This window comes from Sphingomonas sp. CCH9-F2 (assembly GCF_001556735.1).
Taxonomy (GTDB): Bacteria; Pseudomonadota; Alphaproteobacteria; order Sphingomonadales; family Sphingomonadaceae; genus Sphingomonas; species Sphingomonas ginsenosidimutans.
Genome location: NZ_LSJO01000280.1, coordinates 1 through 26,607 on the forward strand (window position 1 = coordinate 1; position 26,607 = coordinate 26,607).

At 70.1% G+C, this 26,607-nt stretch carries 31 protein-coding genes and 1 tRNA gene; 9 read left to right on the forward strand and 23 right to left on the reverse strand.

The genetic code is table 11. The features are described from left to right. The coding region (locus AX685_RS08365; RefSeq protein WP_156445727.1) for a peptide-methionine (S)-S-oxide reductase at positions 1–383 on the forward strand (383 nt) is incomplete at its 5' end. A gap of 38 nt (positions 384–421) precedes the next feature. Here AX685_RS08365 and AX685_RS08370 read toward each other — a convergent pair. From AX685_RS08370 to AX685_RS08405, 8 genes are all read right to left on the reverse strand, one after another. Next, positions 422–607, reverse strand: a complete 186-nt coding sequence (locus AX685_RS08370) for a Trm112 family protein (protein ID WP_066487484.1) — start codon at positions 605–607, stop codon at positions 422–424. Further along, positions 604–1,227, reverse strand: coding sequence for an LON peptidase substrate-binding domain-containing protein (locus tag AX685_RS08375; RefSeq protein ID WP_066487487.1), 624 nt, complete (start codon positions 1,225–1,227; stop codon positions 604–606). The genes AX685_RS08370 and AX685_RS08375 overlap by 4 nt, the downstream gene beginning before the upstream one ends. 10 nt (positions 1,228–1,237) lie before the next feature. Then, entirely contained in the window at positions 1,238–2,134 is an 897-nt protein-coding gene (locus AX685_RS08380) for a tetratricopeptide repeat protein (RefSeq protein WP_066487491.1), read from the reverse strand. 106 nt (positions 2,135–2,240) lie between these two features. Further along, positions 2,241–3,089, reverse strand: a complete 849-nt coding sequence (locus AX685_RS08385; RefSeq protein WP_066487493.1) for a TorF family putative porin — start codon at positions 3,087–3,089, stop codon at positions 2,241–2,243. 145 nt (positions 3,090–3,234) lie between these two features. Next, a complete protein-coding gene (locus AX685_RS08390) occupies positions 3,235–4,812 on the reverse strand; it encodes a SulP family inorganic anion transporter (RefSeq protein ID WP_082740724.1) in 1,578 nt (525 codons plus the stop codon). Next, a complete protein-coding gene (locus tag AX685_RS08395; RefSeq protein WP_066487546.1) occupies positions 4,812–5,504 on the reverse strand; it encodes a carbonic anhydrase in 693 nt (230 codons plus the stop codon). The genes AX685_RS08390 and AX685_RS08395 overlap by 1 nt, the downstream gene beginning before the upstream one ends. Before the next feature lie 101 nt (positions 5,505–5,605). Beyond that, the gene (locus tag AX685_RS08400) at positions 5,606–6,937 is read right to left on the reverse strand and encodes an ATP-binding protein (RefSeq protein ID WP_066487496.1); all 1,332 of its coding nucleotides are present in this window, start codon (positions 6,935–6,937) and stop codon (positions 5,606–5,608) included. Further along, positions 6,934–7,644 (reverse strand): response regulator, encoded by a 711-nt coding sequence (locus AX685_RS08405; RefSeq protein ID WP_066487501.1) that lies wholly within the window; start codon positions 7,642–7,644, stop codon positions 6,934–6,936. The genes AX685_RS08400 and AX685_RS08405 overlap by 4 nt, the downstream gene beginning before the upstream one ends. A 160-nt stretch (positions 7,645–7,804) precedes the next feature. Between AX685_RS08405 and AX685_RS08410 the strand changes: the two genes are divergently transcribed. From AX685_RS08410 to AX685_RS08420, 3 genes are all read left to right on the forward strand, one after another. Beyond that, positions 7,805–7,879, forward strand: a tRNA-Gly gene (locus AX685_RS08410). A gap of 110 nt (positions 7,880–7,989) precedes the next feature. Further along, the gene (locus AX685_RS08415) at positions 7,990–9,060 is read left to right on the forward strand and encodes an endonuclease/exonuclease/phosphatase family protein (RefSeq protein WP_066487503.1); all 1,071 of its coding nucleotides are present in this window, start codon (positions 7,990–7,992) and stop codon (positions 9,058–9,060) included. A 44-nt stretch (positions 9,061–9,104) separates the two neighbouring features. Next, positions 9,105–9,896: a DUF72 domain-containing protein gene (locus AX685_RS08420; protein WP_066487505.1), complete on the forward strand. Its 792-nt coding sequence runs from the start codon at positions 9,105–9,107 to the stop codon at positions 9,894–9,896. A 7-nt stretch (positions 9,897–9,903) separates the two neighbouring features. Here AX685_RS08420 and AX685_RS08425 read toward each other — a convergent pair whose 3' ends face one another. The 9 genes from AX685_RS08425 to AX685_RS08465 are packed head-to-tail and all read right to left on the reverse strand — an operon-like array spanning position 9,904 to position 16,484. Continuing rightward, entirely contained in the window at positions 9,904–10,602 is a 699-nt protein-coding gene (locus tag AX685_RS08425) for an HTTM domain-containing protein (RefSeq protein WP_066487506.1), read from the reverse strand. Continuing rightward, complete coding sequence (locus AX685_RS08430) at positions 10,599–11,048, reverse strand: hypothetical protein (protein ID WP_066487508.1); 450 nt, start codon at positions 11,046–11,048, stop codon at positions 10,599–10,601. The genes AX685_RS08425 and AX685_RS08430 overlap by 4 nt, the downstream gene beginning before the upstream one ends. Before the next feature lie 28 nt (positions 11,049–11,076). Beyond that, on the reverse strand, positions 11,077–11,496 hold the full coding sequence (ribH, locus tag AX685_RS08435; protein ID WP_066487510.1) for a 6,7-dimethyl-8-ribityllumazine synthase: 420 nt from the start codon (positions 11,494–11,496) through the stop codon (positions 11,077–11,079). Continuing rightward, positions 11,496–12,629 carry a 3,4-dihydroxy-2-butanone-4-phosphate synthase gene (ribB, locus tag AX685_RS08440; protein WP_066487512.1) on the reverse strand — a complete coding sequence of 378 codons (1,134 nt, stop codon included), beginning with the start codon at positions 12,627–12,629 and terminating at the stop codon, positions 11,496–11,498. The genes ribH and ribB overlap by 1 nt, the downstream gene beginning before the upstream one ends. After that, complete coding sequence (locus AX685_RS08445) at positions 12,619–13,236, reverse strand: riboflavin synthase (RefSeq protein WP_066487515.1); 618 nt, start codon at positions 13,234–13,236, stop codon at positions 12,619–12,621. The genes ribB and AX685_RS08445 overlap by 11 nt, the downstream gene beginning before the upstream one ends. Before the next feature lie 8 nt (positions 13,237–13,244). Further along, entirely contained in the window at positions 13,245–14,213 is a 969-nt protein-coding gene (gene ribD, locus AX685_RS08450; protein ID WP_269450475.1) for a bifunctional diaminohydroxyphosphoribosylaminopyrimidine deaminase/5-amino-6-(5-phosphoribosylamino)uracil reductase RibD, read from the reverse strand. Between the two features lie 3 nt (positions 14,214–14,216). Next, positions 14,217–14,588 carry a hypothetical protein gene (locus AX685_RS08455; RefSeq protein WP_231738710.1) on the reverse strand — a complete coding sequence of 124 codons (372 nt, stop codon included), beginning with the start codon at positions 14,586–14,588 and terminating at the stop codon, positions 14,217–14,219. Then, a complete protein-coding gene (locus tag AX685_RS08460; protein WP_066487520.1) occupies positions 14,585–15,922 on the reverse strand; it encodes a glutamate--tRNA ligase in 1,338 nt (445 codons plus the stop codon). Before AX685_RS08460 ends, AX685_RS08455 begins: the two co-directional genes overlap by 4 nt. 40 nt (positions 15,923–15,962) lie before the next feature. After that, complete coding sequence (locus AX685_RS08465; protein ID WP_156445728.1) at positions 15,963–16,484, reverse strand: YcxB family protein; 522 nt, start codon at positions 16,482–16,484, stop codon at positions 15,963–15,965. Between the two features lie 90 nt (positions 16,485–16,574). Here AX685_RS08465 and AX685_RS08470 point away from each other — a divergent pair, with 90 nt between their 5' ends. Beyond that, positions 16,575–17,510, forward strand: a complete 936-nt coding sequence (locus AX685_RS08470; protein ID WP_066487524.1) for a ribose-phosphate pyrophosphokinase — start codon at positions 16,575–16,577, stop codon at positions 17,508–17,510. Positions 17,511–17,630: 120 nt separating this feature from the next. On the opposite strand, the gene AX685_RS08475 is transcribed toward AX685_RS08470, so the two are convergent. Together AX685_RS08475 and AX685_RS08480 are read right to left on the reverse strand one after the other, a co-directional pair. Beyond that, a complete protein-coding gene (locus AX685_RS08475) occupies positions 17,631–17,957 on the reverse strand; it encodes a pilus assembly protein PilZ (protein WP_066487525.1) in 327 nt (108 codons plus the stop codon). Between the two features lie 25 nt (positions 17,958–17,982). Beyond that, positions 17,983–18,534, reverse strand: coding sequence for a sterol desaturase family protein (locus tag AX685_RS08480; protein WP_082740730.1), 552 nt, complete (start codon positions 18,532–18,534; stop codon positions 17,983–17,985). Positions 18,535–18,586: 52 nt separating this feature from the next. Here AX685_RS08480 and AX685_RS08485 point away from each other — a divergent pair, with 52 nt between their 5' ends. Further along, a complete protein-coding gene (locus tag AX685_RS08485) occupies positions 18,587–20,161 on the forward strand; it encodes a lysine--tRNA ligase (protein ID WP_066487529.1) in 1,575 nt (524 codons plus the stop codon). 472 nt (positions 20,162–20,633) lie between these two features. Here AX685_RS08485 and AX685_RS08490 read toward each other — a convergent pair whose 3' ends face one another. The 3 genes from AX685_RS08490 to hemC are packed head-to-tail and all read right to left on the reverse strand — an operon-like array spanning position 20,634 to position 23,167. Next, positions 20,634–21,581, reverse strand: a complete 948-nt coding sequence (locus AX685_RS08490) for a hypothetical protein (RefSeq protein ID WP_066487532.1) — start codon at positions 21,579–21,581, stop codon at positions 20,634–20,636. 24 nt (positions 21,582–21,605) lie between these two features. Beyond that, entirely contained in the window at positions 21,606–22,271 is a 666-nt protein-coding gene (locus tag AX685_RS08495) for a uroporphyrinogen-III synthase (RefSeq protein WP_066487534.1), read from the reverse strand. Further along, positions 22,271–23,167 carry a hydroxymethylbilane synthase gene (gene hemC, locus AX685_RS08500; protein ID WP_066487552.1) on the reverse strand — a complete coding sequence of 299 codons (897 nt, stop codon included), beginning with the start codon at positions 23,165–23,167 and terminating at the stop codon, positions 22,271–22,273. The genes AX685_RS08495 and hemC overlap by 1 nt, the downstream gene beginning before the upstream one ends. 54 nt (positions 23,168–23,221) lie before the next feature. Here hemC and tsaD point away from each other — a divergent pair, with 54 nt between their 5' ends. Then, positions 23,222–24,247, forward strand: coding sequence for a tRNA (adenosine(37)-N6)-threonylcarbamoyltransferase complex transferase subunit TsaD (gene tsaD, locus AX685_RS08505; RefSeq protein WP_066487537.1), 1,026 nt, complete (start codon positions 23,222–23,224; stop codon positions 24,245–24,247). After that, positions 24,244–25,236, forward strand: coding sequence for an NAD(P)H-dependent glycerol-3-phosphate dehydrogenase (locus AX685_RS08510; protein WP_066487540.1), 993 nt, complete (start codon positions 24,244–24,246; stop codon positions 25,234–25,236). The genes tsaD and AX685_RS08510 overlap by 4 nt, the downstream gene beginning before the upstream one ends. Before the next feature lie 106 nt (positions 25,237–25,342). On the opposite strand, the gene AX685_RS20970 is transcribed toward AX685_RS08510, so the two are convergent. Continuing rightward, positions 25,343–25,504: a DUF1674 domain-containing protein gene (locus AX685_RS20970; protein ID WP_082740726.1), complete on the reverse strand. Its 162-nt coding sequence runs from the start codon at positions 25,502–25,504 to the stop codon at positions 25,343–25,345. A gap of 66 nt (positions 25,505–25,570) precedes the next feature. On the opposite strand from AX685_RS20970, the gene AX685_RS08515 reads away from it, so the two are divergent. Then, positions 25,571–26,482 carry a M48 family metalloprotease gene (locus tag AX685_RS08515; protein ID WP_066487542.1) on the forward strand — a complete coding sequence of 304 codons (912 nt, stop codon included), beginning with the start codon at positions 25,571–25,573 and terminating at the stop codon, positions 26,480–26,482. The last annotated feature ends 125 nt before the right edge of the window (positions 26,483–26,607 follow it).

Sequence of the window (26,607 nt, forward strand, 5' to 3'; positions counted from 1 at the left end):
CCCGCCATGCCGAGGCGGTGCGGATCGTCTACGATCCGCGCGTCGTCAGCTATGCGACACTGCTGCGCGTCTATTTCTCGATCGCGCACGATCCGACGCAGTTGAACCGGCAGGGACCGGACCAGGGCACCAGCTATCGCTCCGCGATCTTCCCGCAATCGCCGCAGCAGCGCGCCGTCGCCGCCGCCTACATCGCTCAGTTGGGCAGCGCGCACGCCTTCGCCGCGCCGATCGTAACCCGGATCGAGGGCGGCACCTTCTACCCGGCGGAGGCCTATCACCAGGACTTCTTCCGGCGGAACCCGGCGCATCCTTACATCGTCCGCTGGGACAAGCCCAAGGTCGCCGCCTTCCGCGCCGCCTATCCGCGGCTGGTGAGCTGACCGGCGGAAGCACGCGGACGGCTTTACCGGACCGCGCGCTATTCCAGCGGCCGCGCTTCCTCGACCAGCAGTACCGGCACGCCGTCGCGGACCGGATAGGCGACGCCCGCCGCGTCCGACACCAGTGCGCCGCGTGCCGCATCATAGCGCAACGGGGTGCGCGTCGCGGGGCAGACCAGCCGCTCCAGCAGCCACGGGTCGATCGGCGCGGCAGGCGCGGTCACTGCAACGTCACCCGGTCCTCGCCATCGTGGCGGCCGAAGAACTGCATCAGCTGGACCAGCAATTCCGCACGCGCGGCGATCCCCGGCGCCTCCAGCAACGCCTGTTTGGCGGCGACGTCAAACGGGGCGATCTGCGCGATGCCGTTGACCAGGCTGGTATCGTCCAGCCGCCCGACCGCGTCCCAGTCGACGGCATAGCCCTGCGCCTCGGCGAAGCGGCGCGATTCCATCTCCAGCGACGATCGCGCGCCCAGCGCCAGCGTCTCGTCCGGGGTGACGGGCATCAATATGCCCTCGACCTGCCGGAACGGCGTGGTCACGTCGATCTCGTGCCCGACGCGAAACAGCGTCAGCCCTTCCAGGATCAGATTGTAGCGCCCGTCGTCCATCGCCTCCACCTCGGCGATCCGCCCGACGCAGCCGACGTCGAACAATGCGGGGCGATCGCGGTCGGTGCTGTCGGGGCGCGGCTGGATCATCGCGATCCGCCGGTCGCGCGCCATCGCGTCGGATACCATCGCGCGATAGCGCGGCTCGAAGATGTGCAGCGGCAGGTGCAATCCGGGGAACAGCAGCGCCCCGGGCAGCGGGAAGATCGACAGGCGCGTCACGTTGCTCATCGTGCGCCGCTCATCCGAACAGGATGGCGGACAGCTTGCGGCGCTGTGCGGACACCCACGGATCCTCCAGCCCGACCACCTCGAACAGCTTGAGCAGCTGCTGGCGCGCCGCGCCGTCGTTCCAGTCGCGCTCCGCGGCGACGATCGACAGGAAGCCTTCGGACGCGCCGTCGCGGTCGCCCGCCGCCATGCGCGCGTTGGCCAGGTCGTAGCGCGCCTGCAAATCATCGGGGTCGGCCGCGACCGCGGCCTCCAGCGGCGCCAGATCGTCGACCGCGGGCGCCGATCGCGCCAGCGACAGCGCCGATCGCGCGCGCTCGATATCCGGCAGCTTCGCCACTTCTTCGGGCAGCGCGGCGATCGCCGCCTCCGCCGCATCGACGTCCCCGCCGGCGACCAGCGCGCGGATCCGCCCCGACAGCACCGCATGGTGATCGGGCGCCATCTCGGCCAGCTGGTCGAAGATCGACAGCGCGCGCGCCGCATCACCCGCGGCGAGCACTTCCTCGCCCATCGCGATCAACGGCTCCAGCTCGGCATCCTGCGCCTGCGCCTCGCCCTCGATCGGCAATTGCCGCAGCAGCTGGTCCAGCATCGTGCGCAGCTGCGATTCGGTGCGCGCGCTGGTCAGATCGGCGACCAGCTGCCCCTGGAACATCGCATAGACGGTGGGGATCGAGCGGATCTGGAATTGCGCGGCGATGAACTGGTTCTTGTCGGTGTCGATCTTGGCCAGCACCACGCCCTTGTCGGCGTAATCGGCCGTCACCTTTTCCAGCACCGGCGTCAGCGCCTTGCACGGCCCGCACCATTCGGCCCAGAAATCGATGACGACCAGCTTGGTCATCGACGGTTCGACGACCTCGGCACGGAAGCTTTGCACCGCTTCCTTCTCTGCCGGCGACATTCCTAGCGTGGCCAATGGGCGCTCCTCGATGGTGATGCGCCCTTATGTGGGAACGGGGCGGGGGATACAAACCCCCGCCCCGCCCGCTTTTCTGCCGACAGGCCGATCAGAAGGCGGCGGTCAGCGACACGACGACCTTGCCGTTGGCGATCGATCCGACGCCGTCCTGCCCCTTGCTGAAGCTGGGCTGGAGGTAGGCGGCCTCGGAATCGGAGATGTTGGTGTCGACATAGGCAACGCCCAGCGTCAGCGGCGTCGTGGGGATCGCATAGTCGACGCCCAGCAGCCAGTCGGCATATTCGCCGGTCGGCGCGACGCTGGTCGCGAACGGGCCAAGGCCCTTGTTGCCGCTCGAATAGCCGACATGCGCCTTGGCGGTCAGCCCGGTATTCGGGATCGCCGCGGCGGCATCGCCCCACACGTACAGGTTGTCGCCGGTCGCGCCGGGATTGTCATAGACGCCGTTGGCGGCCGACGTGCCGTTGCTGTACCACGCGCCCAGTGCCTCCTGCTTGGGGGCATAGGCGACGCCGGCGGTCAGGTTCACCGGCCCGGCGGTGCCCGACAGCTTGACGTACGGCTCGATGAAGTCGGTGTTGTCGAACCCGCCCGGATACATGTACCAGGTCGCGCCGACGTCCAGCGTACCGCCGCCGACCGGCAGCTTGAACCCGGCGATCAGGTCCAGCTCCATATTGGCGCCGCCGAACGTGCCCCAGCCGGCCAGGTTCGACCCCCAGGTGCCGATGTACAGCCCGCTTTCGTGCGCGATGGTGAAGCCGCCCTGGACCGCGAGGTTCTCGTCGGACTGCGACACGCCGCGGAAGCGATAGTCGCTGACCAGACCGACCGAGCCGGACACGGTCACCGGCTTGGGCGGTGCGGTGTCCTGCGCCGCGGCGGGCACGGCGGACAGGCCCAGCAGGGCCGCGGGGATGAGGAATGTGTATTTCATGTGGAACCTCCCTTTCGACAGAGGCTCCTCCTGCACGTGTCCTGCGTCCGCTCTCCCCCGCCACGAAAACGGGAGGGCAGCCGCTAAGCCACCCTCCCGACGTAAAGCAGTAATACTTTCGAAAATGTTTCCGCTTCGTGTCAAACTATTTCTTGTCGTGGCTTCCTTCGGCAAGTGTGGCGATCCTGCCACGCGCCCCGGTGATCTCCACCCGCGTCCCCGACGCGCGGCGGCGCTGGAACCAGTCGCGCAGCATCTCCGCGCTGGTATGGTCGACCGCGTCGAGCCGCGAGGCGTCGATGCGCACCGCGGTGCCGTGCGGCACGCGGTCCAGCGTGTCGCTCAGCTTGGGCAGCGTCACGAACGTCGCGGTGCCGTCCAGCGTGATCGAATGCGCATCGCCCTCGCTCGTCTCGAACACCTTGAGCCGCAGGCGGCGCAGGTGAGGTACCAGTTCCAGCATGGTCAGGCCGATGCCGACCAGCACGCCGGTCAGCAGGTCGGTCGCCACCACCATCGCCAGCGTCGCGCCCCAGATGATGACCGGCAGGACGCCGTAATCGCGGAACAGGTGCGTGGCGTGCTTCAGGCTGACCAGCCGCCAGCCGGTCACCACCAGGATCGCGCCCAGCGCCGCCATCGGGATCTGCGTCAGCACGAACGGCAGCGCCGCGACGAACGCCAGGATCCACACGCCGTGCAGGATCGCGGACAGCCGCGTGATCGCGCCCGCCTGGACGTTGGCGGAGCTGCGCACGATCACCCCGGTCATCGGCAGCGATCCGGCGAACCCGCACAACAGGTTGCCGACGCCCTGCGCGCGCAATTCCTTGTTATAGTCGGTGCGCACGCCGTCGTGCATCTTGTCCACCGCCGCCGCCGACAGCAATGTCTCGGCCGAGGCGATGAACGCAATCGCCACCGCCGCCGCCAGCACCGACGGATCGAGCCAGCGCGCGAACGATTCGGCGGTCGGCGGGGTGATCGCGCCGACGATCGAATCGGGCACCGTGACGCGCGCGATGTCGAAGCCCAGCACCAGCGACAGCAACGTGCCCGCGACCACGCCGACCAGCGCGCCCGGCATCAGCCGCAGCGCGGCGGGACGGAACTTCTCCCACCCCAGCATCGCCGCGATCGTCACCAGCGCGATCGCGAAGGCGAATTCGGTCGCCTGCCAGTTGGTCGCCGACAGCCCCAGCATCCGGCCGGGCATCGCCGCCAGATTCTGCAGCCCGCTGGGCAGCGGGCGGTGGTCGAACAGCACGTGGAACTGCCCGACGACGATCAGCACGCCGATGCCGGCAAGCATCCCGTGGACCACCGCGGGCGAGATCGCCTTGAACCAGCCGCCCAGCCGGAACACGCCGGCCGCGACCTGTACCAGCCCGGCCAGCACCAGGATCGGGCCGAGCGCGCTCAGCCCCTGGTCGCGCACCAGTTCGTAGACGATCACCGCCAGCCCCGCCGCCGGGCCGCTGACCTGCAGCGGCGATCCGGCCAGCGCACCGACGACGATCCCGCCGATGATGCCGGTGATGAGGCCCTTTTCGGCGGGCACGCCGGACGCGATCGCGATCCCCATGCACAGCGGCATGGCGACCAGGAAGACGACGATCGAGGCGGTAAGGTCGCGGCCCAGGAACGTGACGCTGGGGACGGACACGCCGGGACGGCCGGGATCGGCGGTCGCGGCGGCGGGTGCGGGGGCGATGCTGGCCATCACTCTGCCGCCTCGGCGATGAAGTCGGCGGCCAGCCGCTGCGACGCGGCCAGATAGACCGGCAGCGGCCGGTCGGCGCGCGCCGGGGCGAAGCGCCCGGTGGTGCCGTCCACCGCCAGGATATTGCCTTCGTGGATGTCGACGAACCAGCCGTGCAGCGACAGGTCGCCGCGCGCGATCTTCGCCGCCACCGCCGGATGGGTGCGCAGATGCGCCAGCTGCACGACGACATTCTCCAGGCTGGCGGCGCGCACCGCCGCCTGATCGTCCAAATCGGGGTAGGAGGTCTTCACCACCTCGCACGCCGCATGGCTGTGGCGCAGCCAGTTGGCGACATTGGGCATGTTCGCCACCATCTCCGGGTTCATCAGCGCCTTCATCGCGCCGCAGTCCGAATGGCCGCACACCACGATGTCGGTGACGCCAAGCGCGGCGACCGCATATTCGACCGTCGAGATCACGCCGCCATTCATCGTCCCGTACGACGGCACGATGTTCCCGGCGTTGCGGCACACGAACAGGTCGCCCGGGTCCGCCTGCATGATATGTTCGGGCACGACACGCGAATCGGAACAGCTGATGATCAGCACCTTCGGGCTTTGCCCATGGGTGGCGAGGCGCGAATAGAGATCGCGCGCGTTGGGGTAGACCTGCTTCTCGAAACTGAAGACCCGGCCGAGGACGTCGTTCACGGCGATCACTCCTGTGATGAACGGTCCAGTCCTTAACGACCGCCGTTTGCTGCGGTCCGGCGGGTTTGTGTTGTTTCGTTTCCCGCCCGGCACGATCCGCGTCACAGGTGCTGGACGCGCCCCGTGTGCGGCAGTGTGATTTCCGCGCGCAGCCCGCCCTGCGCCCGATTGGAAAGCGACAGCGTGCCCCCCTCCAGCGCGACCGCCAGCTGGACGATCGGCAGGCCCAGCCCGAACCCCGGCGTATCGCGCCCACGCGCCGGATCCAGCCGCACGAACGGCTCCAGCACATGCTCCAGTTCGTCGTCGGGGATGCCGGGGCCGTCGTCCTCGACGCGGATCGTCACCGTCTCGCCCCCGGGCAGCAGCGCGATCGTCGCGCGCGCGCCGTAATGCAGCGCGTTGTCGACCAGGTTGACCAGCGCGCGCTTGAACCCCAGCCGCCGCACGCGCCATTCGAAATGGTCCGGCCCGCGATATTCCGCGTCACGCCCGCGATCCTGCGCATCGTCGGCGATCGTCGCGCACAGCACCGCCAGGTCCACCGCGGCGGGCGCCTCCGGATCGGCATCGCCGCCCAGGAAGGCGAGGAGCGAGGTGATCATCCCCTCCATCTCCTCCACGTCGCGCGCGATCGCCGCGCGCATTTCATCCTGGTCCAGCGCCTCGATCCGCAGGTGCAGCCGCGCCAGCGGGGTGCGCAGGTCGTGGCCGACCGCCGCCAGCGCCTGCGTCCGCCCCGCGATCAGCGCCTGGATGCGGTCCTGCATCCGGTTGAACGCCACGATCACGCGCCTCACCTCGCCCGGCCCGTCCTCCGCCACCGGCACGACATCGCCATGCCCGACCTCGTCCGCCGCCGCCGCCAGCCGCCTGAGCGGCAGCAGCACACGGCGCAGCAACAGCCCCCCCAGCAGCATCAGCGCGATCGCCGGCACCATCGCCAGCGCGATCCGCTCGAACGCCAGGTTGATCTGCGCGACCGGCTCCAGCGTGCGGAAATGCAGCCAGCTGCCGTCCGCCAGCCGCAACCCGCCCGTCACCACCGAGCTGCGCCCCGGCGATAGCAGCTGCACGCGCAGGTCCGATCCGCGCAGCGACGGCTCCCATTCGACGATCTGGCGGCGCGTCTCGTCCAGCGTCGGCGCGAACCGCCCCGGCGGCGGGACCGCGCCGGTCCATTGCAGCGCGTAGCGGTCGGTGGTCAGCTCCTGCGCCATGCCGGGGCGCTGTTCGGGGCGGCGCTCGTCCAGCAGGCGGCGGCTGATGACCAGATGCTCGGCCAGCCGATGCGCCTCGTCGTCGCGCACCGCGAAGCGGCTGGCGCGCTCGTACAGCAGGGTGCTGGCGCCGAATTCGATCACCAGCGTCAGCAGCAGGATCGCGACGACCTGCCCCAGCAGCCCGATCGCGGGCCGGCGCAGGAAGGTCAACGGCGCTCCACCGGCGCGTTGAGCATATAGCCGACGCCGCGCACCGTGACGATCGGCGCGGGGGCGCCCGCACTGCCCAGCTTGCGGCGCAACCGGCTGACCAGCACGTCGATCGACCGGTCCGAACTGTCGCCGAGCCGCGTGCGCGACAGCTCGATCAACCGCTCGCGCGCGATCACGCGCTGCGCATGGTCGGCCAGCACCACCAGCAGGTCGAACTCCGCACCGGTCAGGTCGACGATCGCGCCGGTCGGGCTGGTCAGCTCACGCCGCGGCAGGTTCACCGTCCAGCCATCGAACGTCAGCATCCCCTGGTCGCTCGCACCCGCGCGCCGGTCCAGCGCGGGCCGGCGCAGCACCGCGCGCACCCGCGCCACCAGCTCGCGCGTGCCGAACGGCTTGGCGATGTAATCGTCGGCGCCCAGCTCCAGCCCGACGACGCGGTCGGTCTCGCTCGCGCGCGCCGACATGAAGATGATCGGCACGTCGCTTTTCTGGCGCAGCGACCGGCACAGGTCGATCCCGCTGGTGCCCGGCAGCATGATGTCGAGCAGGACGAGGTCGACCGGCCCCGAATCGAGCGCCAGCCACATTTCCGGCGCGGCGGAGGCCGGGCGCACCGAAAAGCCGTTTTCCTGCAACGCCCGCGCCGTCAGCATCCGCAGCGACGGATCGTCCTCGACGAGCAAAATCGTGGGGGCGGTCATGCCGGTGAGGTAGAGTCGCGCGCAAGCGCGGTCAACGTCGCACCCGTGGCGGGAAAAAAAGTGTAACGCGAACGACAGGGGGGTTGCGGCCCCCGGGGGTGGGTGCTAGTGGCGCCGCCTCACCCGGCCGAAGCGTCCGCTTTCGGCCCACGGCGCCAGAGCGGGCGTAGCTCAGGGGTAGAGCACAACCTTGCCAAGGTTGGGGTCGAGGGTTCGAATCCCTTCGCCCGCTCCAGCGACTTTTCCGACATCGACGGGATCTTCGCCTTCGGGCCACGCGGGCTTCTCACCGCCGCGATCGCCCATTAGCATCCGCGCTCAGGTCCGATCGGGGGGAGGTGCGCGATGCCCTATTATGCCAGCTTGCGGCGGGAAACGCCGGCCACACGGGCGCGCATCGCCGCGGGGCTGCTGCGGTTGCGCCAGGCGATCGTCGCCCAGGGGGTGCCGCCGCGCACGCTGGCGGGCGACGTGCTGATCGCCAGCTGGAACATCCGCGAGTTCGACAGCCGCAAATATGGCGGCCGGCTGACCGACGCTTTCTATTATATCGCCGAAATCCTCAGCCATTTCGATCTGATCGCGATCCAGGAAGTGCGCGAGAATCTGTCCGCGCTGGAACGGGTACAGGGGCTGCTGGGCAGCTGGTGGAAATATGTCGTCACCGACGTCACCGACCGCGCGCTGGGCGGCAATGGCGAGCGGATGGCGTTCCTCTACGACAGCCGGAAGGTCACGTTCGGCGGGCTGGCGGGCGAGATCGTCCTGCCGCCGTCCAAGGTCGATACCGAGGTGCTGCAGTTCGCGCGCACGCCGTTCGTCTGCGGCTTCCGCGCGGGCTGGGCGAAGATCGACCTGTGCACCGTCCACATCTATTACGGCGAAAGCCAGCCGCTCGACGCGCGCCGCCTGGCGGAGATCCGTCATCTCGCCGACTTCCTGGCGAAACGCGCGAAAAAGGCCGCGCAGCCGCCCGCCGGTCAGGGCGCAGCGGTCGCGGTGCGCCCGCCCGAACCGGATACGCTGATCCTGCTGGGCGACTTCAACATCTTCGACCCCAAGGATGCGACGCTGAAGGCGATCACCGACGCCGGCTTCGTCGTTCCCAAGGTGCTGACCGACCGCAAGGGCAGCAACATGGGCAAGGACAAATTCTACGATCAGATCGCGGTGTGGCGCGGCAAGCGCTTCGACGAGACGCCGCGCGGCGGCGTGTTCGATTTCTACGAAGCGGTGTTCCGCGCCGAGGACGAGGCGCTCTACACGCCCGAGATGACGCCGACCAAGTCGGGCAAGCTGCCCAAATACAAGGAGTGGAAGACCTATCAGATGTCCGACCATCTGGTGCTGTGGTCGGCGTTCAAGGTCGATTTTGCGGAGGATTACCTGACCGACCTCAGCCGCCTCGATCCGTAACGGGCCGCTTTGCCGCGGCGCGTTTGCTGCCCTATCGTCGCGGCATGACCTCCCCCATCCGAATCGGCATCGGCGGCTGGACCTATGAGCCGTGGCGCGACAGCTTCTACCCGCCGAAATGGCCGCAGAAGCGCGAGCTGGAATATGCCAGCCGCCACGTCACCGCGATCGAGGTCAACGGCACCTTCTATTCCTCGTTCAAGCCGGCGAGCTTCGCCGGGTGGCGCGATACGGCGCCCGACGGCTTCGTCTTCGCGCTGAAGGCGTCGCGCTATTGCGTGTCGCGCAAGCGGCTGGGCGAGGCGGGCGAATCGGTCGCGCGCTTCGTCGGGCAGGGGATCGTCGAGCTGGGCGACAAGCTGGGGCCGATCCTGTGGCAATTGCCCGCGACCAAGGCGTTCGACGCCGACGATATCGCCGCCTTTCTGGCGCTGCTGCCCGCTGCCGAGGGCGGGGTGCGGCTGCGCCATGCGATCCAGGTGCGGCATGGCAGTTTCCTGGTGCCGGAATTCGTCGCCTTGTGCCGCGCCGCCGGGGTGGCGATCGTCTTCGCCGATTCGGCGGACCATCCTGCACTCGCCGACGTGTCGGGCGACTTCACCTATGCGCGGCTGGAGAATGCGCGCGAGGAGGAGCCCGCCGGCTACGCCCCCGATGCGCTCGATCGCTGGGCGCAGGTCGCGCGTGGCTGGGCGGCCGGGGAAAGCCCCGCGGGGCTGCCCTATGTCGCCGATCCCGCGCCGGTGCGCCCGCGCGAGGCCTTCGTCTTTTTCATCAACGGTGCGAAGATACGTGCGCCGCATGGCGCGATGGCGCTGATCGAGCGGATGGCGTGATCCTCGTTCAACCCATGACCCGTTCGTTGAGCCACAGGATCGACGGATAGGCCGCGATCCAGATCCAGAAGAAGCGGTTCAGCCCGAATAGGCAGGCATTGGCGAAGTGGAACAGCGCCGCCACCGCCAGCGCCGCGATCAGCGCCGGGCGCGACAGGAAGGCGAGCGGCAGCGCCAGTTCGAACAGGATCACCCCCCAGCCGGCGGCCAGCAGCAGCCGCGGCCGCCCCGCCAGCGCACGCACATTCTCCCCCACCGGATAGGCCGACAGCGCGAACACGTCGCGCAGCGCGCGGCCCCGCCGCCACGCCGGGTTCACCAGCTTTACCCAGCCGGCAATCGCGTAGCTGAGCAGCAATTGCATCGCCAGATAGCCGAACGCCGGCTCGCGCGCCGCGGGCAGCCACCATGCCAGCGTCAGGCATACCAGCAGCAACAGGCTCATCCGGTCCGCGCCGCCGTTATACGGCCCGTTGAAGAACGGCAGGATGGCAAGGTGCAGCAGCATCAGCCCCGCCAGCAACGCCGGCACCGCCACGGGGGCAAGCGGCACCGCCGCCAGCAGCACGGCGGACAGCGTGATCCGCATCGCGAACAGCCGCCGTTCCGCGGCGCGCGCGGCGGGGCGCAGATGCTCCGCGCTCTGCTGGACGAACGCCGCCGCCATCATGGCGGTGCTCGCCGCGATCGCGCCGTCCAGCGTCATGCGCCGTCCGCAATCGCGAACGGATCGATGCAATACACCACCTGCTCGCCCAGCCGCTCGCCATCCTCGCCGCGCGCGACCAGCCGGATGCGGATCTGTGCCAGCGGTGCGCCCGCGCCCTGCCGCGACAGATGGCGCGCGACGCGCACCACCAGTTCCCGCTCGCTGTGCGCGCGTGTCGCCGTGTCGGGGTCGTGGATCAGCCGCTCGGCCAGGCTGACCAGGAACAGATCCTCGTTCCACTGCGCATTCCAGACCAGCCGCCGCAGCATCGCGCCGACGGTCAGCACCGCCGGGCGCGGCCGGAACGCCTGCCACTGCGCCTCGTCGTCGGCATCGGCGAGTAGCGCATAATCGACGCGCGGGCTGGCCGCGACCGTGTCGAAGAACCGCCACGACGGGACGATCGCCGGCAGCAACAGGCGCAGTCCGGCGAACGGGAACATCCGCGCCGCCCCTCCCGCCGCTACCGCGTCAGCCCAGCCGGTCTTTCAGGTCCAGCATCGCCAGCGCCGCCTTCGCCGCGCCGCCGCCCTTGTCGAGCTGCGCCGGATCGGCGCGCGCGATCGCCTGCGCCTCGTCCTCGGTGGTCAGGATGCCGTTGCCGATCGCGATGCCGTCCATGGTCAGCGCCATGATGCCGCGCGCGCTTTCGTTGGCGACGATCTCGAAATGATAGGTTTCGCCGCGGATCACCACGCCCAGCGCGACGAAGGCGTCCCACCGCCCGCTTTCGGCGGCCAGCGCGATCGCGCCGGGCACCTCCAGCGCGCCGGGCACGGTCAGCACCTCGGCGTTATGGCCCGCGCCCGCGATCGCGGCCTTCGCGCCCGCCACCAGCATGTCGTTCAAATGGTCGTAGAAGCGCGCTTCCACGATCAGCACATTGGCCATCAGTCGATTTCCCTTTCGCCGACGATCGACAGGCCATAGCCGTCGAGACCCACCAGCGTGTGATGCGTGTTGGTCAGCAGCACCATGTCGTGCACGCCCAGTTCGGCCAGGATCATCGCGCCGACGCCATAGTCGCGCAATTCCTCCATCGGCAGGTCGATCGGCTCGCCCGCCTTGCGCCGCACCGCGGTGGTGAAGGCATCCTCGCGCTGGCGGTTGACCACGACGATCACGCCCGCGCCCTCGCCCGCGATGATCTCCATCGACCGCGACAGGATGTTGCTTCGCTCGCTGTCCTCGCCGAACATGTCGGCGAAGGGCGACAGCGCGTGCATCCGCACCAGCGTGGGGCGCGCCGGGTCGATGCGGCCCTTCACCAGCGCGATCTGTTCGGTGCCGGTCGCCTTGTTGCGATAGGCGCGGACGGTCCAGTCCCCGCCCCAGCGGCTCTTGAACGGCGCCTCGGACACCAGCTCGACCAGATGGTCGTGGCGGCGGCGATAGGCGATCAGGTCGCGGATCGTCCCGATCTTGAGCGAATGGAGCTGCGCGAACGACACCAGGTCGTCCAGCCGCGCCATCGTCCCGTCCTCGTTCATGATCTCGCAGATCACGCCCGAGGGGTTGAGGCCGGCCAGCCGCGACACGTCCACCGCCGCCTCGGTATGGCCCGCGCGCACCAGCACGCCGCCGTCGCGCGCGACCAGCGGGAAGACATGGCCCGGCGTCACGATGTCGGCCTTGTCCTTGGTCGAATCGATCGCCACCGCGACAGTGCGCGCGCGGTCGGCGGCGGAAATGCCCGTGGTGACGCCCTCGCGCGCCTCGATCGAGACGGTGAAAGCGGTTTCGTGCCGGGTGCCGTTGTTGCGGCTCATCAACGGCAGGCCCAGCGCGTCGATGCGCCCCTTGGTCATAGCCAGGCAGATCAGCCCGCGGCCGTGGCGCGCCATGAAATTGATCTTCTCCGGCGTCGCCATCTGCGCCGGGATCACCAGGTCGCCCTCGTTCTCCCGATCCTCGTCATCGACCAGGATGAACATGCGCCCGTTGCGCGCTTCCTCGATGATCTCCTCGGGCGAGGAAAGGTATCCGTGGCGCAGACGCGCCAGTTCCGCGGGCTTAGCGACCACGATAATGCTCCATCCGTTGCAGGTAACGCGCCAGCACGTCGATCTCGATGTTGACGGCGGTGCCGGCCTCCAGCCCGCCCAGCGTCGTCACCGCTTGCGTATGCGGGATCAGGTTGATCGCGAAATGCGTCGATCCGCCCTCATCCGCACGTTCGTCGCGCACCTCGTTGACGGTCAGCGACACGCCGTCGACCGTCACCGATCCCTTGGCCGCCAGGAACGGCGCCAGATCGGGGGTGACGCGAAAGCCGATGCGCTTCGAATCGCCCTCGGGAGCAACACCGGTCACCTCGGCCACGCCGTCGACGTGGCCCGTGACGATATGCCCGCCCAGTTCGTCGCCCAGCTTCATCGCACGTTCCAGGTTCAGCCGGCGCCCCTGCGTCCACTGCCCCTGCGCGGTGCGCGCGATCGTTTCGCCCGACACGTCGACCGCGAACCAGCCCGGCCCCTTGTCCACCACCGTCAGGCACACGCCCGAACAGGCGATCGACGCGCCCATGTCGATGGTCGCCGTGTCATAGGCGGTGTCGATCACGACGCGCGTGTCGCCGCGCCGCTCCACGTCGCGGATGGTGCCGATGTCGGTGACGATGCCCGTGAACATAAACCCTCTCAACCCGCCCCGTAGACCTCGATCCGGTCGCTGCCAAGCTGGCGCGCATCGTGCAATCGCCAGCGCCCGTGCGCCTGTCCCAGATCGGCCAGCCCGATATCGGCCAGCGTCCGCCCGCCGCCGATCACGATCGGCGCGCGATACAGCAGCAGCCGGTCGACCAGCCCGGCGCGCAGGAACGCCGCGGCGGTCGCCATCCCGCCCTCGATCAGCACATGGTCGCCCGGCAACGTCGCGATCGCGTGCGGGGCGGCGATCCGCACCACGTCACCGGGCAGCCCGTCGCGGCGCGACGACAGCACGACGCGCACCGGCGATCGCGCCTCCAGTCCCGGCAATCGCACGTCCAGCCGCGGGCGATCCGCCTCCCAGGTGCCGCGGCCGACCAGGATCGCTTCGTGCCGGCTGCGTTCCAGATGCGCATGCGCGCGCGCCTCCGGCCCGGTGATCCACTGGCTGCGCCCGTCCGCCATCGCCGCCGCGCCGTCCAGCGACAGCGCCAGTTTCAGCGTGACCAGCGGGCGCGCCGCGCGCCGCCGCGTCAGGAAACCGGCCATGCCGCGCCGCGCGGCATCGTCGCCGACGCCGGTCGCCACGTCGATCCCGGCGGCGCGCAGCCGCGCGATCCCCTGCCCGTCGGTGCGCGGATCGGGATCGCGCAACGCCACGACGACGCGCGCCACCCCGGCGGCGATCAACAGGTCGCTGCACGCCGGCCCGCGTGGCGAAACGTGCGCGCACGGCTCCAGCGTGACATAGGCGGTGGCACCGCGCGAACGCGCGCCGGCCTGCGCCAGCGCGGCGGCCTCGGCATGCGGGCGCCCGCCCGGCTGCGTCCACCCGCGCCCGGCGACGCGGCCGTGCACATCGACGATGATACATCCGACATTGGGGTTGGGCGCGGTGCGCCCGCGCGTCCGCTCCGCCAGCGCCAGCGCCGCCGCCATCCAGCGCGCATCGTCAGCCAAGGGTCATATGCCCAGCGCGTCGAGCTTCTCGTCCAGCCGCTTGAACCCCTGCCGCAGCTTTTCCTCGCGCGCCTTCTGCTCGCGCTCGGCGATGACGCGCTTGGCCTCGTCGATCTTCTGCTGCGCGATGATCTGCTCATCGGTGCGGTCCAGCGTCCATTGCTGGAAATAGATGATGTTGGGCTTGTACGCCTTCTCGAAGTGCGAATCGACGAAGAACGCCCAGATGATCAGCGCGGTGATCGTGATCGACAGCGCGAAGAAGCTCCACTCGTACCGCTCGCGCGTGCGCAGGAAGAAGCGCAGGTCGCGGTACGCATTGGTTGGCGACAGACGGGCGAGGAACGTGGGCATCACGGCGATATAGGCGTTCACGCGCCCGTGTTCGAGTCCAGCCGCGCGACCGCGCGCGCGCGCCCGATCAGCGGCAGCAGCGCGGCCATGTCCGGGCCGTGGTCGCGCCCGGTCAGCGCTCGGCGCAGCGGCAGGAACAGCGGCTTGCCCTTGCGCCCGGTCGCCTCCTTCAGCGCGGCAGTCAGCGCGTGCCACGGGTCCGCGCCCCAGTCGATCGTGCGCGCGACGGCAGCGGCCTTTTGCAGGTAGGCGGCATCGTCCGCGTCGGGCGCTGGCGCAGCTACCGGCCCTTCGACCACCGCCCACCAGTCCGCCGCCTCGGCGACCGTCGCCAGATTGGGGCGCACCGCCTCCCAGGCCGCGGCGTCCATCCCCGGCGGCAGGCGATCGGCGACCGCGTCATGGGGCAATTGATGGACGATCCGCGCATTGACCTGCGCCAGCTCGCGCTCGTCGAAGCGCGCCGGGGCGCGGCCGAACTGCGCGAAGTCGAACGCGGCCACCAGCGGGGCGGGATCGGCCAGCGGCTCGACCGGCTGGCTGGTGCCCAGCCGCGCCAGCAGCGACACGATCGCGGCCGGCTCGACGCCCTCCGCGCGCAGCGCCTCGACGCCCAGGCTGCCCAGCCGCTTGGACAATTTGCCCTCCGCCCCGGTCAGCAGCGCCTCGTGCGCGAACGCCGGGGGGGCCGCGCCCATCACCGCGAACATCTGCAATTGCAGCGCGGTGTTGGTGACGTGATCCTCGCCGCGCACGACATGCGTCACGCCCATGTCGCGGTCGTCGATCGCGCTAGGCAGCATGTACAGCCACGATCCGTCGGCGCGGCGGATGACGGGATCGCTCATCGTGCGCGGATCGAACGACTGCGGCCCGCGGATCAGGTCGTCCCATGCGATCGGCGCGTCATGGTCCAGCCGGAACCGCCAGTGCGGGCGCACGCCGTCCCCTTCCAGCCGCGCGCGCTCGTCGTCGGTGAGCGAGAGCGCCGCGCGGTCGTACACCGGCGGCAACCCGCGCCCGCGCGCGATCTTGCGCTTCAGGTCCAGTTCCTGCGCGGTTTCGTAGGCGGGATAGATATGGCCCGCGGCGCGCAGCGCCTCGAACACCGCCTCATACCGGGGGAAGCGCGCCGACTGGCGCTCCTCCGCGTCCGGCACCAGCCCCAGCCATATGAGGTCGGCACGGATCGCGTCGACGAACCGCTCCTCGCTGCGCTGCGCGTCGGTATCGTCGATCCGCAGCAGGAAGCGTCCGCCGTGCGCGCGCGCGAACATCCAGTTGTGCAGCGCGGTGCGGATATTGCCGACGTGCAGGGTGCCGGTCGGCGACGGCGCGAAACGGGTAACGATCATCCCGCCCGTGTAGGTAGCGCCCGGCGGCGCGGCAACCGCGTCAGCGCCGCTCGACGCCCGCCGCCGCGATCAGCGCGACCGTCGCCTCGAGCTGGTCCCCGGCAAAGGCGCGCCGCGGGACGAAATACGCCAGATAGTCGTTGCTGTAGAGCAGCAGGACATCGCGCCCCAGATGCCAATAGGGAAAGTCGCTCCATGGGATCTGCACGTCCGCGCGCACGCTGACCTGCCGCATCCCCTCCCCGTCGAAGGTCGTGCGATGTTCGTGGTGCAGCGTGCGCTGCTGCGCGAACAGCCGGCGCGACCGCCGCGGCAGCAGCAGCCAGGTGATCCCCAGCAGCACCGCCACCCCGATCAATCCGCCGCCAAGCCCGCCCGTCGCCGCACGGAGCGCGACGCCCACGCCCGCCGGCAGCGTGACGAGCACCACGACCGCGATCGCCGCCGCCACCAGCAACGCCAGACGGATGGTCACCCGGCGCGACCGCAGCTGGCGCACGAACATCGCACGCTGGACCGCGACGTAATCGTCCGGCGTCGGCGTGAAGGCGACCTCGATCATCATCATGCTCCGTTGCGTCACATGGCTTTCACAAACGCCCGGCGCCCTCTATGGCGCGCGCATCTTACATCCATCATGGACGGGCGACCCATGAAGCTACTGGCGGGCAATTCCAACCTCCCTCTGTCTCGCGCGATCGCGAACTATCTCGAAATCCCGCTGACCGAGGCGCTGGTGCGGCGGTTCGCGGACGAGGAGATCTTCGTCGAGATCATGGAGAATGTCCGCGGCGAGGACGTGTTCGTCATCCAGTCGACCAGCTATCCCGCCAACGACAACCTGATGGAATTGCTGATCATCATCGACGCGCTGAAGCGCGCGTCGGCCAAGCGGATCACCGCGGTGCTGCCCTATTTCGGCTATGCCCGGCAGGATCGGAAGCCCGGCCCGCGCACCCCCATCTCCGCCAAGCTGGTCGCCAACCTCATCACCACCGCCGGCGCCGACCGGGTGCTGTCGGTCGATCTGCACGCCGGGCAGATCCAGGGCTTCTTCGACATTCCCACCGACAACCTCTTCGCCGCGCCGGTGATGAGCGCGGACATCCGCTCGCGCTTCGGCGAGAAGAACCTGATGGTCGTCTCCCCCGACGTCGGCGGCGTGGTGCGTGCGCGCGCTTTGTCGAAGCGGCTGGACAACGCCCCGCTCGCGATCGTCGACAAGCGCCGCGAGCGCGCCGGCGAATCGGAAGTGATGAACATCATCGGCGACGTCGAGGGGCGGTTCTGCATCCTGATCGACGATATCGTCGATTCGGCCGGCACGTTGTGCAACGCCGCCGCCGCACTGAAGGAAGCCGGCGCGGAGGACGTCGTCGCCTATGTCACCCACGGCGTGCTGTCGGGCGGCGCGGTGGCGCGGGTCGAGGGGTCGGCGCTGCACGAACTGGTCATCACCGATTCGATCGGCAACCAGGAAGCAATCGCCGGCGCGCAGAAGATCCGCCACCTGACGATCGCGCCCCTGCTGGCCGAGGCGGTGCGCCGCATCGCCGACGAATCGAGCGTGAGCAGCTTGTTCGATTGATGCCGCTAGCCACCGCGCGAGCGGTGGCGGTGCGCATCGCGCAAGCGGCAGCCCGGCCGGCGGGCCGGCCCACCGGCCGGGCAATCGTCTCGCTACGCGAACGGCGCGGCGTCGCCGCGCCTACCGGTTCCCCAGCGCCACGATGTGATCGAACACCGCCGGATGCAGCGGCTTGCTGAACGCGCAGCCATAGCTGGTCTTGTCGCGCCACGCGACCACCGCCTCCAGCGCGGCGAGGCCCGGCAGCGTCAGCCACACCGTCGTACCGGGCCACATCGTGAAGCTGGTCTGCGCGCGAAATCCGGTGACCGACAAATCGACGACCTCGATCTCGAACCGGGTCGTCCCACGGTCGCGCAGATGCGCGCGCATCTTCACCGCGCGGCGCAGCGCGTGGCGGTGATTGTCGTCGTCCGACGGGATGGGAAGCGGGACGGCCTGTTCCATGGCGCCGCACACTGGCAGAGTCGGGTTAATCTTCCACAAACGCCGCGGGTGCCGGCGCCGCCGGGGGCGGTGCCGCGCGGCCCGTCGCGGCACGCCGCACGCCCGCGCGCCCGCGCCGCTTCAGCTCGGCCTTCAGCGCCTCCGGCCGCGGCGCCACCAGGAAGCCGAAGCTGACATTGCCCTCGCGCGTCTCCACCACATGGTGCAGCCGGTGCGCCTGGACGATCCGCTTCATATAGGCGGACTTCGGCAAATAGCGGGTCGGTATCCGTTGATGCACGATCACGTCGTGGAACCCGAAATAGATCGCGCCGTACGCCGCGATCCCCGCGCCGATCCACGTGAACCCCGGCCACCAGCCCAGCTGCACCCCGCCCAGCAGCAGCACGATCGACGGCACCGCGAAGATCACTGCATACAGGTCGTTCAGCTCCCAGTTGCCGTGGCGCGCGCGATGATGGCTTTCGTGCAGGAACCAGCCCGGCCCATGCATCACCCAGCGGTGCATGACATAAGCGAAACCCTCCATCAGCGCGACGGTGACGAGGAACAGGGAAAGCGCGGCCCAGAAGGACATGATCGCGCGCATATAGCCATCGCGGCGCGCGACCGCTACGTCGCGGTGCATCATGACCGACGAACTCCGCTCCGCCGCTCTCGAATCCAAGGCCTGGCCCTATGAGGAGGCGCGCAAGCTCCTCAAGCGCTACCCGGATGGAAAGCCCGGCGGCGCGCCGGTGCTGTTCGAGACCGGCTACGGCCCGTCCGGCCTGCCGCATATCGGCACGTTCAACGAAGTGCTGCGCACCACGATGGTGCGCAACGCCTTCCACACGCTCAGCGACCTGCCGACCCGGCTGATCGCGTTCAGCGACGACATGGACGGGCTGCGCAAGGTGCCGGACAACGTCCCCAACGGCGACATGCTGCGCGAACACCTCGGCAAGCCGCTGACGCGCATCCCCGATCCGTTCGGCAAGTTCGACAGTTTCGCTGCGCACAACAACGCGATGCTGCGCGACTTCCTCGACCGCTACGGCTTCGACTATGAATTCGCCTCGTCCACCGATTACTACGCCTCCGGCCGCTTCGACGATGCGATCCGCGGCGTGCTGCGCCACTGGCAGGGCGTGATGGACGTCATGCTTCCCACGCTGCGCGCCGAACGCCGCGCCACCTATTCGCCGGTCCTGCCGGTCAGCCCGAAGAGCGGCGTGGTGCTGCAGGTGCCGGTCGAGGTGGTCGATGCCGAAGCGGGCACGATCGCGTTCGAGGACGAAGGGGAACGCATCGTTCAGTCGGCGCTGGGCGGCCTCAGCAAGCTGCAATGGAAGGTCGACTGGGCGATGCGCTGGGTCGCGCTGGGCGTCGATTACGAAATGGCGGGCAAGGATCTGATCGATTCGGTCACGCAATCGTCGAAGATCGCGCGCGTGCTCGGCGGGCGGCCGCCGGAAGGCTTCAACTACGAGATGTTCCTCGACGATAAGGGCGAGAAGATTTCCAAGTCGAAGGGCAATGGCCTGTCGATCGAACAATGGCTGACCTACGGGCCGGAAGAGAGCCTCGCCTTCTACATCTATCGCGAGCCGAAGAAGGCCAAGCAGTTGCACATGGGCGTGATCCCGCGCGCGGTGGACGATTACTGGCAGTTCCGCGGCAATTACGCCGGACAGGCGGTGAAGGAGAAGCTCGGCAACCCCGTCCATCACGTCCATGACGGGAAGCTGCCCGACGGCACGCTGCCGGTGACGTTCGGGCTGCTGCTCAACCTGGTCGGGGTGATGGGCGAAGGCGCGACGCGCGAGCAGGTGTGGGCCTATCTGGCCAACTACGTCGCCGATGCGACCCCCGCCGCCTATCCCGAGCTCGACCGGCTGATCGGCCATGCGCTGGCCTATCACCGCGACCATATCGCCCCGACGCTGAAGCGCCGCGCACCCGCCGGGGTCGAGGTGGCGGCGCTGGAGCGGCTCGACGCCGAACTCGCCGCGCTGCCCGAGGAGGCGAGCGCAGAGGATATCCAGAACATCGTCTACGAGATCGGCAAGACCGGCGGGTTCGCGGAACTGCGCGACTGGTTCAAGGCGCTGTACGAAACGCTGCTGGGGTCCAGTCAGGGACCGCGCATGGGCAGCTTCATCCGCCTGTACGGCGTGGCCAACACCCGCGCCCTGATCGCCGAGGCGCTCGCGGCGGCATAGGTTTGTAGCGCGCGCCGGGCGGGTGACCGGGTCGGGACAGCGGGAAAACGGAAGAAAGTGGATTCGCGCAGGCGCAGAGATGGAGCGCCTGCCGCCCGCACACGGCTTTGTCGCTACTTGATGAACGTGGGTGACGCTGCGCGTCACGGTTCCTCTCTGCGTCTCCGCGTCTCTGCGCGAGTCCGAAAACCGCCGGGGCAATACCGACGTCCAGCGGTCGCGACCCCCCACGCCCATGTGAGGCGCGCACCCCCCGCCTCCTGGAAGCCGTCACGCCGGACGCGTTCCGGGGTCCACCGTTCCGCCAGATCAGCGGCCTGCGACGATGCGGACCAGTGGATGCCGGAACAGGGCTCTCCTGAGCGAAGCCGAAGGGTCCGGCATGACGAAACGGACGCCGCAGCGACCTCATACCTTCGGCCGACGTCAGCCAACCCCGCCTAGCGCCGTTTCCGACGGCTCGGAAACCGCTCTAGAACAGCCCGCCGCTCTCCGCCGGTGCCGCCTCGCCCGATTCCGGTACCGGCGACGGCACCGCCCCCGGCAGCGGCGCCGCGGCGATCGGCGCGGTACGCGGCGGCGCGATCGCGCCGGTGATCGCGGCGGCTTCCAGCGTGTCGAGCGCGCGGCGCGCGTCGATCCAGCGTTGCGCCGCGGCGGTCCAGCTGCCCGCGCCGGCGGCGCCGGGCAGCCGCTGCACCTCGGCCAGCGCGCCCTCGACATTGCCGGTCTCGATCATCCGCCGCGCCCGCGCCAGCCGGTCCGACGGCAGCGGGGAGGGCGTGCCCGCCTTGTGGATCACCACCAGGTTGCGCAGTTCGGCGCCCAGCCCGCTCCACCAGTCGCTGCGGCTGGCCAGCAGCGTCGGCGCCGCCGCGTTCAGGCTGTTGCGCAGGTCCTCCAGCGTCACCGGCGCGCGTGCCGACCGGATCACCGCGTTGACGTCATTGGGCAGCGTCGGGCCGAACCGCTCGCGCAATTCCCCCTCCAGATAGCCCAGCCCCACCCCGCGCTCGATCGCGCGGCGCGCGGCGAACGCGGTCAGGATCGCCTCGGCGCGGCCCGCGCGGCCCGCCGCGGCGGCGCTGTCGCTGTCGATCCGCGCGGCGCGCGCCTCCAGATTGGCCAGCTGCGCCGCCAGCGCGCTTTCGCGCAGCGCCAGCGTGGCCGCCTCGGCCGACAGCGTCGCGGTGGCGGGCGCGCCGGCGGCGGCGGCGGTCGGCGCGCCCGCCGGGGCCGGTGTCGCGCCCGATGCCACGGCGGCCGGGGTACTCGCCGATGTGCGGAAGAAGCCCGGGGTGTTGCGCACCGCATAGGCCATCAGCCCCAGCCCGATCAGAAGGCCGATGATCGCGATGGTCAGGACGGGGCCGAACCGTGGCCGCGGGGCGCTGCGCTCGAAGCCGGAACGGTCGGTCATGCGCCGCTTATCCCCGGCTGCGCGTTACGGGTCAATCGCGAGCCGCACCGCCGTGGCGACCAGCGCCGCATCGGTCGGTGCGGGGGCGATCGCTGTCGCGCCCCAGCCGTCGCCCGCCGCAGCCGCCACCGCCGTGCTCAGCGCCGCGATTCGCGTCCCCGACCGTCGCTTTTGGGCGATCCGGGCCGCAAAATGCGTCGCCGCACGCACCGAATGGAGCAGCACGACCGCTCCCGATGATGCCATTTCCAACGCATCGGCCGCTTCCGGCCGCGCTTCGCTGGCGTAAACGGTGATCGCGGTGACGTCCGGCACGTCGATCCGATCGCGTCCCGCCAGGTGCAGAAGCCGCGAAAAGTGCGGCGCCCCGGCGACGGCATCGCGCGCATTGCCCGTCCCGACATGCGCGATACGCAGCCCCGCCGCCCTCGCCGCCGCCGCGGTCGCCGCCCCCACCGCCACCACCGGCAGTACCGACAGCGTGTCGAGCGCGGTTCCGGCGTGTCGCGGCGCGTTCGCACTGGTCAGCAACAGCGCATCGAATCGCGCCGGATCGGGCGCGATCCACGCCACCGCGCGCGTTTCGAAAAGCGGCAGCGCGCTCGCTTCCACCCCCGCGGCGGCCAGCGCGGCGCAGGTGCGCGCGGCCCCAGGCTCGGGCCGCAGCACCAGCGCGCGGCGCGGCGGCATCAGCCGAACAGGTCGCGGATGACCGGCGGCGCTCCGGCCAGCATTTCCCCCGCCAGCCGCGCGCCCAGCTCGACCGGATCGTCACCCCGCGCGCTGCCCTCCACCGAACAGGCGCCATCGGGCGACAGCAACTGCGCCCGCAGCAGCAGCCCGCCGCCTGCCTCACCCTGCGCCAGCGCCGCCACCGGCGAATGGCAATCCGCCCGCAACGCCGCCAGGAACGCCCGCTCCGTCGCCACCGCGCGATACGTCGCGGCATCGTCGATCGCCGCGACCAGCGCGCGTGCGGGGCCCTCCACCAGCGTCTCGATCCCGACCGCCCCCTGCGCCGGGGCGGGCAGCATCACGTCGAGCGCGATGGCCGCGCCGGTATCGTGCCGCCCCAGCCGCTCCAGCCCCGCCGCGGCGAGCAGCGTCGCATCGACCTCTCCCGCGGCGAGCTTCCCCAGCCGGGTGTCGACGTTGCCGCGGAACAGCGTGGTGACCACATCGGGACGCAGTCGCCGCACCTGCGCCGCGCGGCGCGGGCTGCTGGTGCCGACGGTCGCCCCCTGCGGCAGCGCGGCGATCGTCTCCGCGCCGATCAGCCGGTCGCGCACGTCGGCGCGCGGCAGCATCGCAGCAATCGCGATCGCGTCGGGGCGCAGCGTCTCGACATCCTTCATCGAATGGACGCAGGCGTCGACCTCGCCCGCCAGCAGCGCGCGGTCGAGCTCCTTGGTCCACAGCGCCTTGCCGCCGATCTCCGCCAGCGCGCGATCCTGCACGCGGTCGCCGGTGGTGCGGATCACGACGATCTCGACATCATCCCAGCCGTGCGCCGACATCAACGCGTCGCGCACCATCCCCGCCTGGGTGAGCGCAAGCGGTGAACCACGGGTGCCGAGCAGGAACATGGCCACCGCCTTGCCGCCTTCGACAAGCGGCTGCAACCTCCCTAGATAGCGGCGATGCTGATCCTGGGCCTCGAATCCTCCTGCGACGAAACCGCCGCCGCGCTGGTGACCGGCGACCGCCGCGTGCTGGCGCACCGGCTGGCCGGGCAGGAGGCGGCGCACCGCCCCTATGGCGGTGTGGTCCCCGAAATCGCCGCACGCGCGCATGTCGAGGCGCTGGAGCCGCTGATCCACGCCGCCTTTGCCGACGCCGGGGTGACGCTGGCGGATGTCGATGCGGTCGCCGCCACGGCCGGGCCGGGGCTGATCGGCGGGGTGATGGTCGGGCTGGTGACCGGCAAGGCGCTGGCCCATGCCGCGGGCAAGCCGCTGGTCGCGGTCAACCATCTGGAGGGCCACGCGCTCAGCCCGCGGCTCGCCGACCCGGATCTCGATTTCCCGTACCTGCTGCTGCTAATATCGGGCGGGCATTGCCAGCTGCTGCTGGTCGAGGGGGTCGGCACCTATCGCCGGCTGGGCACAACGATCGACGATGCCGCGGGGGAAGCGTTCGACAAGACCGCCAAGATCCTCGGCCTCGGCTTTCCCGGCGGACCCGCGGTGGAACGCGCCGCCGCTGGCGGCAATGCGAACGCCGTCCCGCTGCCACGCCCGCTGAAGGGGTCGGCGGAGCCGCATTTCTCGTTCGCGGGGCTCAAGGCGGCGGTGGCGCGCGCCGCGCCCGACCATGCCGCGGCGGATGTCGCGGCGAGTTTCCAGCAAGCGGTGGTCGATTGCCTGATCGACCGGACGCGGCGAGCGCTGCGCATCGCCGGCGGCGCAACCGCGCTGGTCGTCGCGGGCGGGGTCGCCGCCAATGGCGCGGTGCGCGCGGCGCTGAAGGCGCTGGCGGACGAGCACGGGCTGCGCTTCGTCGCGCCGCCGCTGTGGCTGTGCACCGACAATGCCGCGATGATCGCCTGGGCGGGCGCGGAGCGGTTCGCCGCCGGGCTGACCGATCCACTCGACGTCGCGGCACGCCCACGCTGGCCGCTCGATCCCACCGCGGAGAAGGTGCGCGGAGCGGGGGTGAAGGCGTGAGCGACAGAGCGGAAAAAGGATGCGTCGGCGTCATCGGCGCGGGCGCATGGGGCACCGCGCTGGCGCAGGTCGCCGCCGCCAACGGGCATCATGTGCGGCTATGGGCGCGCGATCCGGCGCTGGTCGCGGCGATCAACGAACGCAACGAAAACGCCGCCTATCTGCCGGGCATCGCGCTGTCGCCGCTGATCCGAGCCACCGGCGACCTCACGCATGTGGCCACGGCGGAGGCCAATCTGATCGTCACCCCGGCACAGGCGATGCGCAGCGTGCTTGCCGACCTGCCACAACACGGCCAACCGCTGATCCTGTGCTGCAAGGGAATCGAGGCGGGGTCCCACCTGCTGATGAGCGAGGTGGCGCAGGCGGTGCACCCCACCTCCCCGGTCATGGTCCTGTCCGGGCCGACCTTCGCCGCGGAGGTGGCGCGCGGCCTTCCCACCGCGGTGACGCTGGCCGCCGCGGACGAGGCGACCGGGCGCGCGCTGACCGCGCGGATCGCGGCACCGCATTTCCGCCCCTATGCCAGCAACGACGTGATCGGCGCGGAGATCGGCGGCGCGGTGAAGAACGTGCTGGCGATCGCCTGCGGGGTGATCGCCGGCGCGGAACTGGGTGAGAATGCACGCGCCGCGCTGATCGCGCGCGGCTTTGCGGAGATGACGCGCTTCGGCCTGGCGAAAGGCGCGCGTGCGGAAACGCTCGCCGGCCTGTCGGGACTGGGCGATCTGGTGCTGACCTGTTCGTCGACTGCCTCGCGCAATTTCTCGCTCGGCGTCGGGATCGGTCGGGGCGAACAGGCGGCGGCGCTGCTGGCAAACCGCCGCACCGTCGCAGAGGGCGCGCACACCGCCCCCGTGCTGCGCGATGCGGCGCGCGCGATCGGGGTGGAGATGCCGATCACCGAGGCGGTGTGCCGATTGCTGGCGGGCGATGCGGTCCACGATGTGATCGGCGCGCTGCTGGCCAGGCCATTGCGTGGGGAGTAGCCCTGATAACCGTCACCCCAGCGAAAGCTGGGGTCTCTCTCGAATACGACGGCTCACCCACCAAGCGGACGATCCCAGCTTTCGCTGGGATGGCGGCGCGATCAGGTCAGAAATCGACCGCGATGCCCTTCAGCTCCCAGTCGCCAAACCGCACCGGGTCGTGACCCAACGGATCGTGGTCGGGCCGCTCGATCGGTTCGGGTTCGGGCACCGGCGTGTTGGGCGTCAGATAGTCGGGCGGGGTGACGTGATCGGGGCGCTTGCCCATGATGCGCTGTCCTTCGGCGGGGCGGCGGCGTTGAACCGTGCGGGAATGCCGCACATATGAAGCGGCATGAACGGCTTCAAGACGACCATGCTGCTCGCCGCGCTGACCGCCCTGTTCATGGCGCTGGGCTTCACCCTGGGCGGCTCCGGCGGCGCGATCCTGGCGTTGATCCTGGCGGCGGGAATGAACCTGTTCACCTTCTGGAACGCGGATCGCATCGTCCTGTCAATGCACCGGACAGAGGAAGTGGACTATGCCGACGCACCCGAACTGGTCGGGCTGGTGCGCGATCTGGCGGCGCGCGCGAACCTGCCGATGCCGCGTGTCTATATCATCGACGATCCCTCCCCCAATGCCTTCGCGACCGGGCGCGACCCGGCCCATGCCGCGGTCGCGGCGACCACCGGGCTGCTGTCGATGCTGACCCGTGACGAGTTGGCCGGGGTGATGGCGCACGAACTGGGGCATGTCCGCAACCGCGACACGCTGATCATGACGATGGTCGCGACGATCGCGGGGGCAGTGTCGATGCTGGCCAATTTCGGGCTGTTCTTCCGCCACGGCGGCGGACGCGGGCCGGGCTGGGCGGGGTTGCTGGCGGTACTGGTCGCGCCCTTTGCCGCGATGATCGTGCAGATGGCGATCAGCCGGACGCGCGAATATGCCGCCGACCGCGCGGGCGCGGAAATTTCGGGCCAACCGCATGCGCTCGCCAGCGCGCTGGCCAAGCTGCAACGCGGCGCGGAGGCGGTTCCCGGTGCCACCGCCACGCGCGTCCCCGCCGCGCAGCAACTGTATATTGTCCCCGGCCGATCCGCCGACAGCCTGTTCGCGACGCATCCCGACACCGGCGACCGCATTGCCGCGCTGCACGCAATCGCGCAGGAGATGGGAATGATCGCTCCCCCCACCGGCCGCCGCGCCGCTTCCGTCCCCGTCACCCGCCGTCGCGCCAGCGCCCTCGACCCGTTCGCCTGACATGGCGCGCGACATGACCCGCGCGGGCGAGCCGCTGGGCACGGCCGCGCGCCGCGCCGCGCTGCGCCTGCTCGATGCGGTGCTGCGGCGGGGCGAGCCGCTCGAATCGGCGCTGGGGCTGGCGA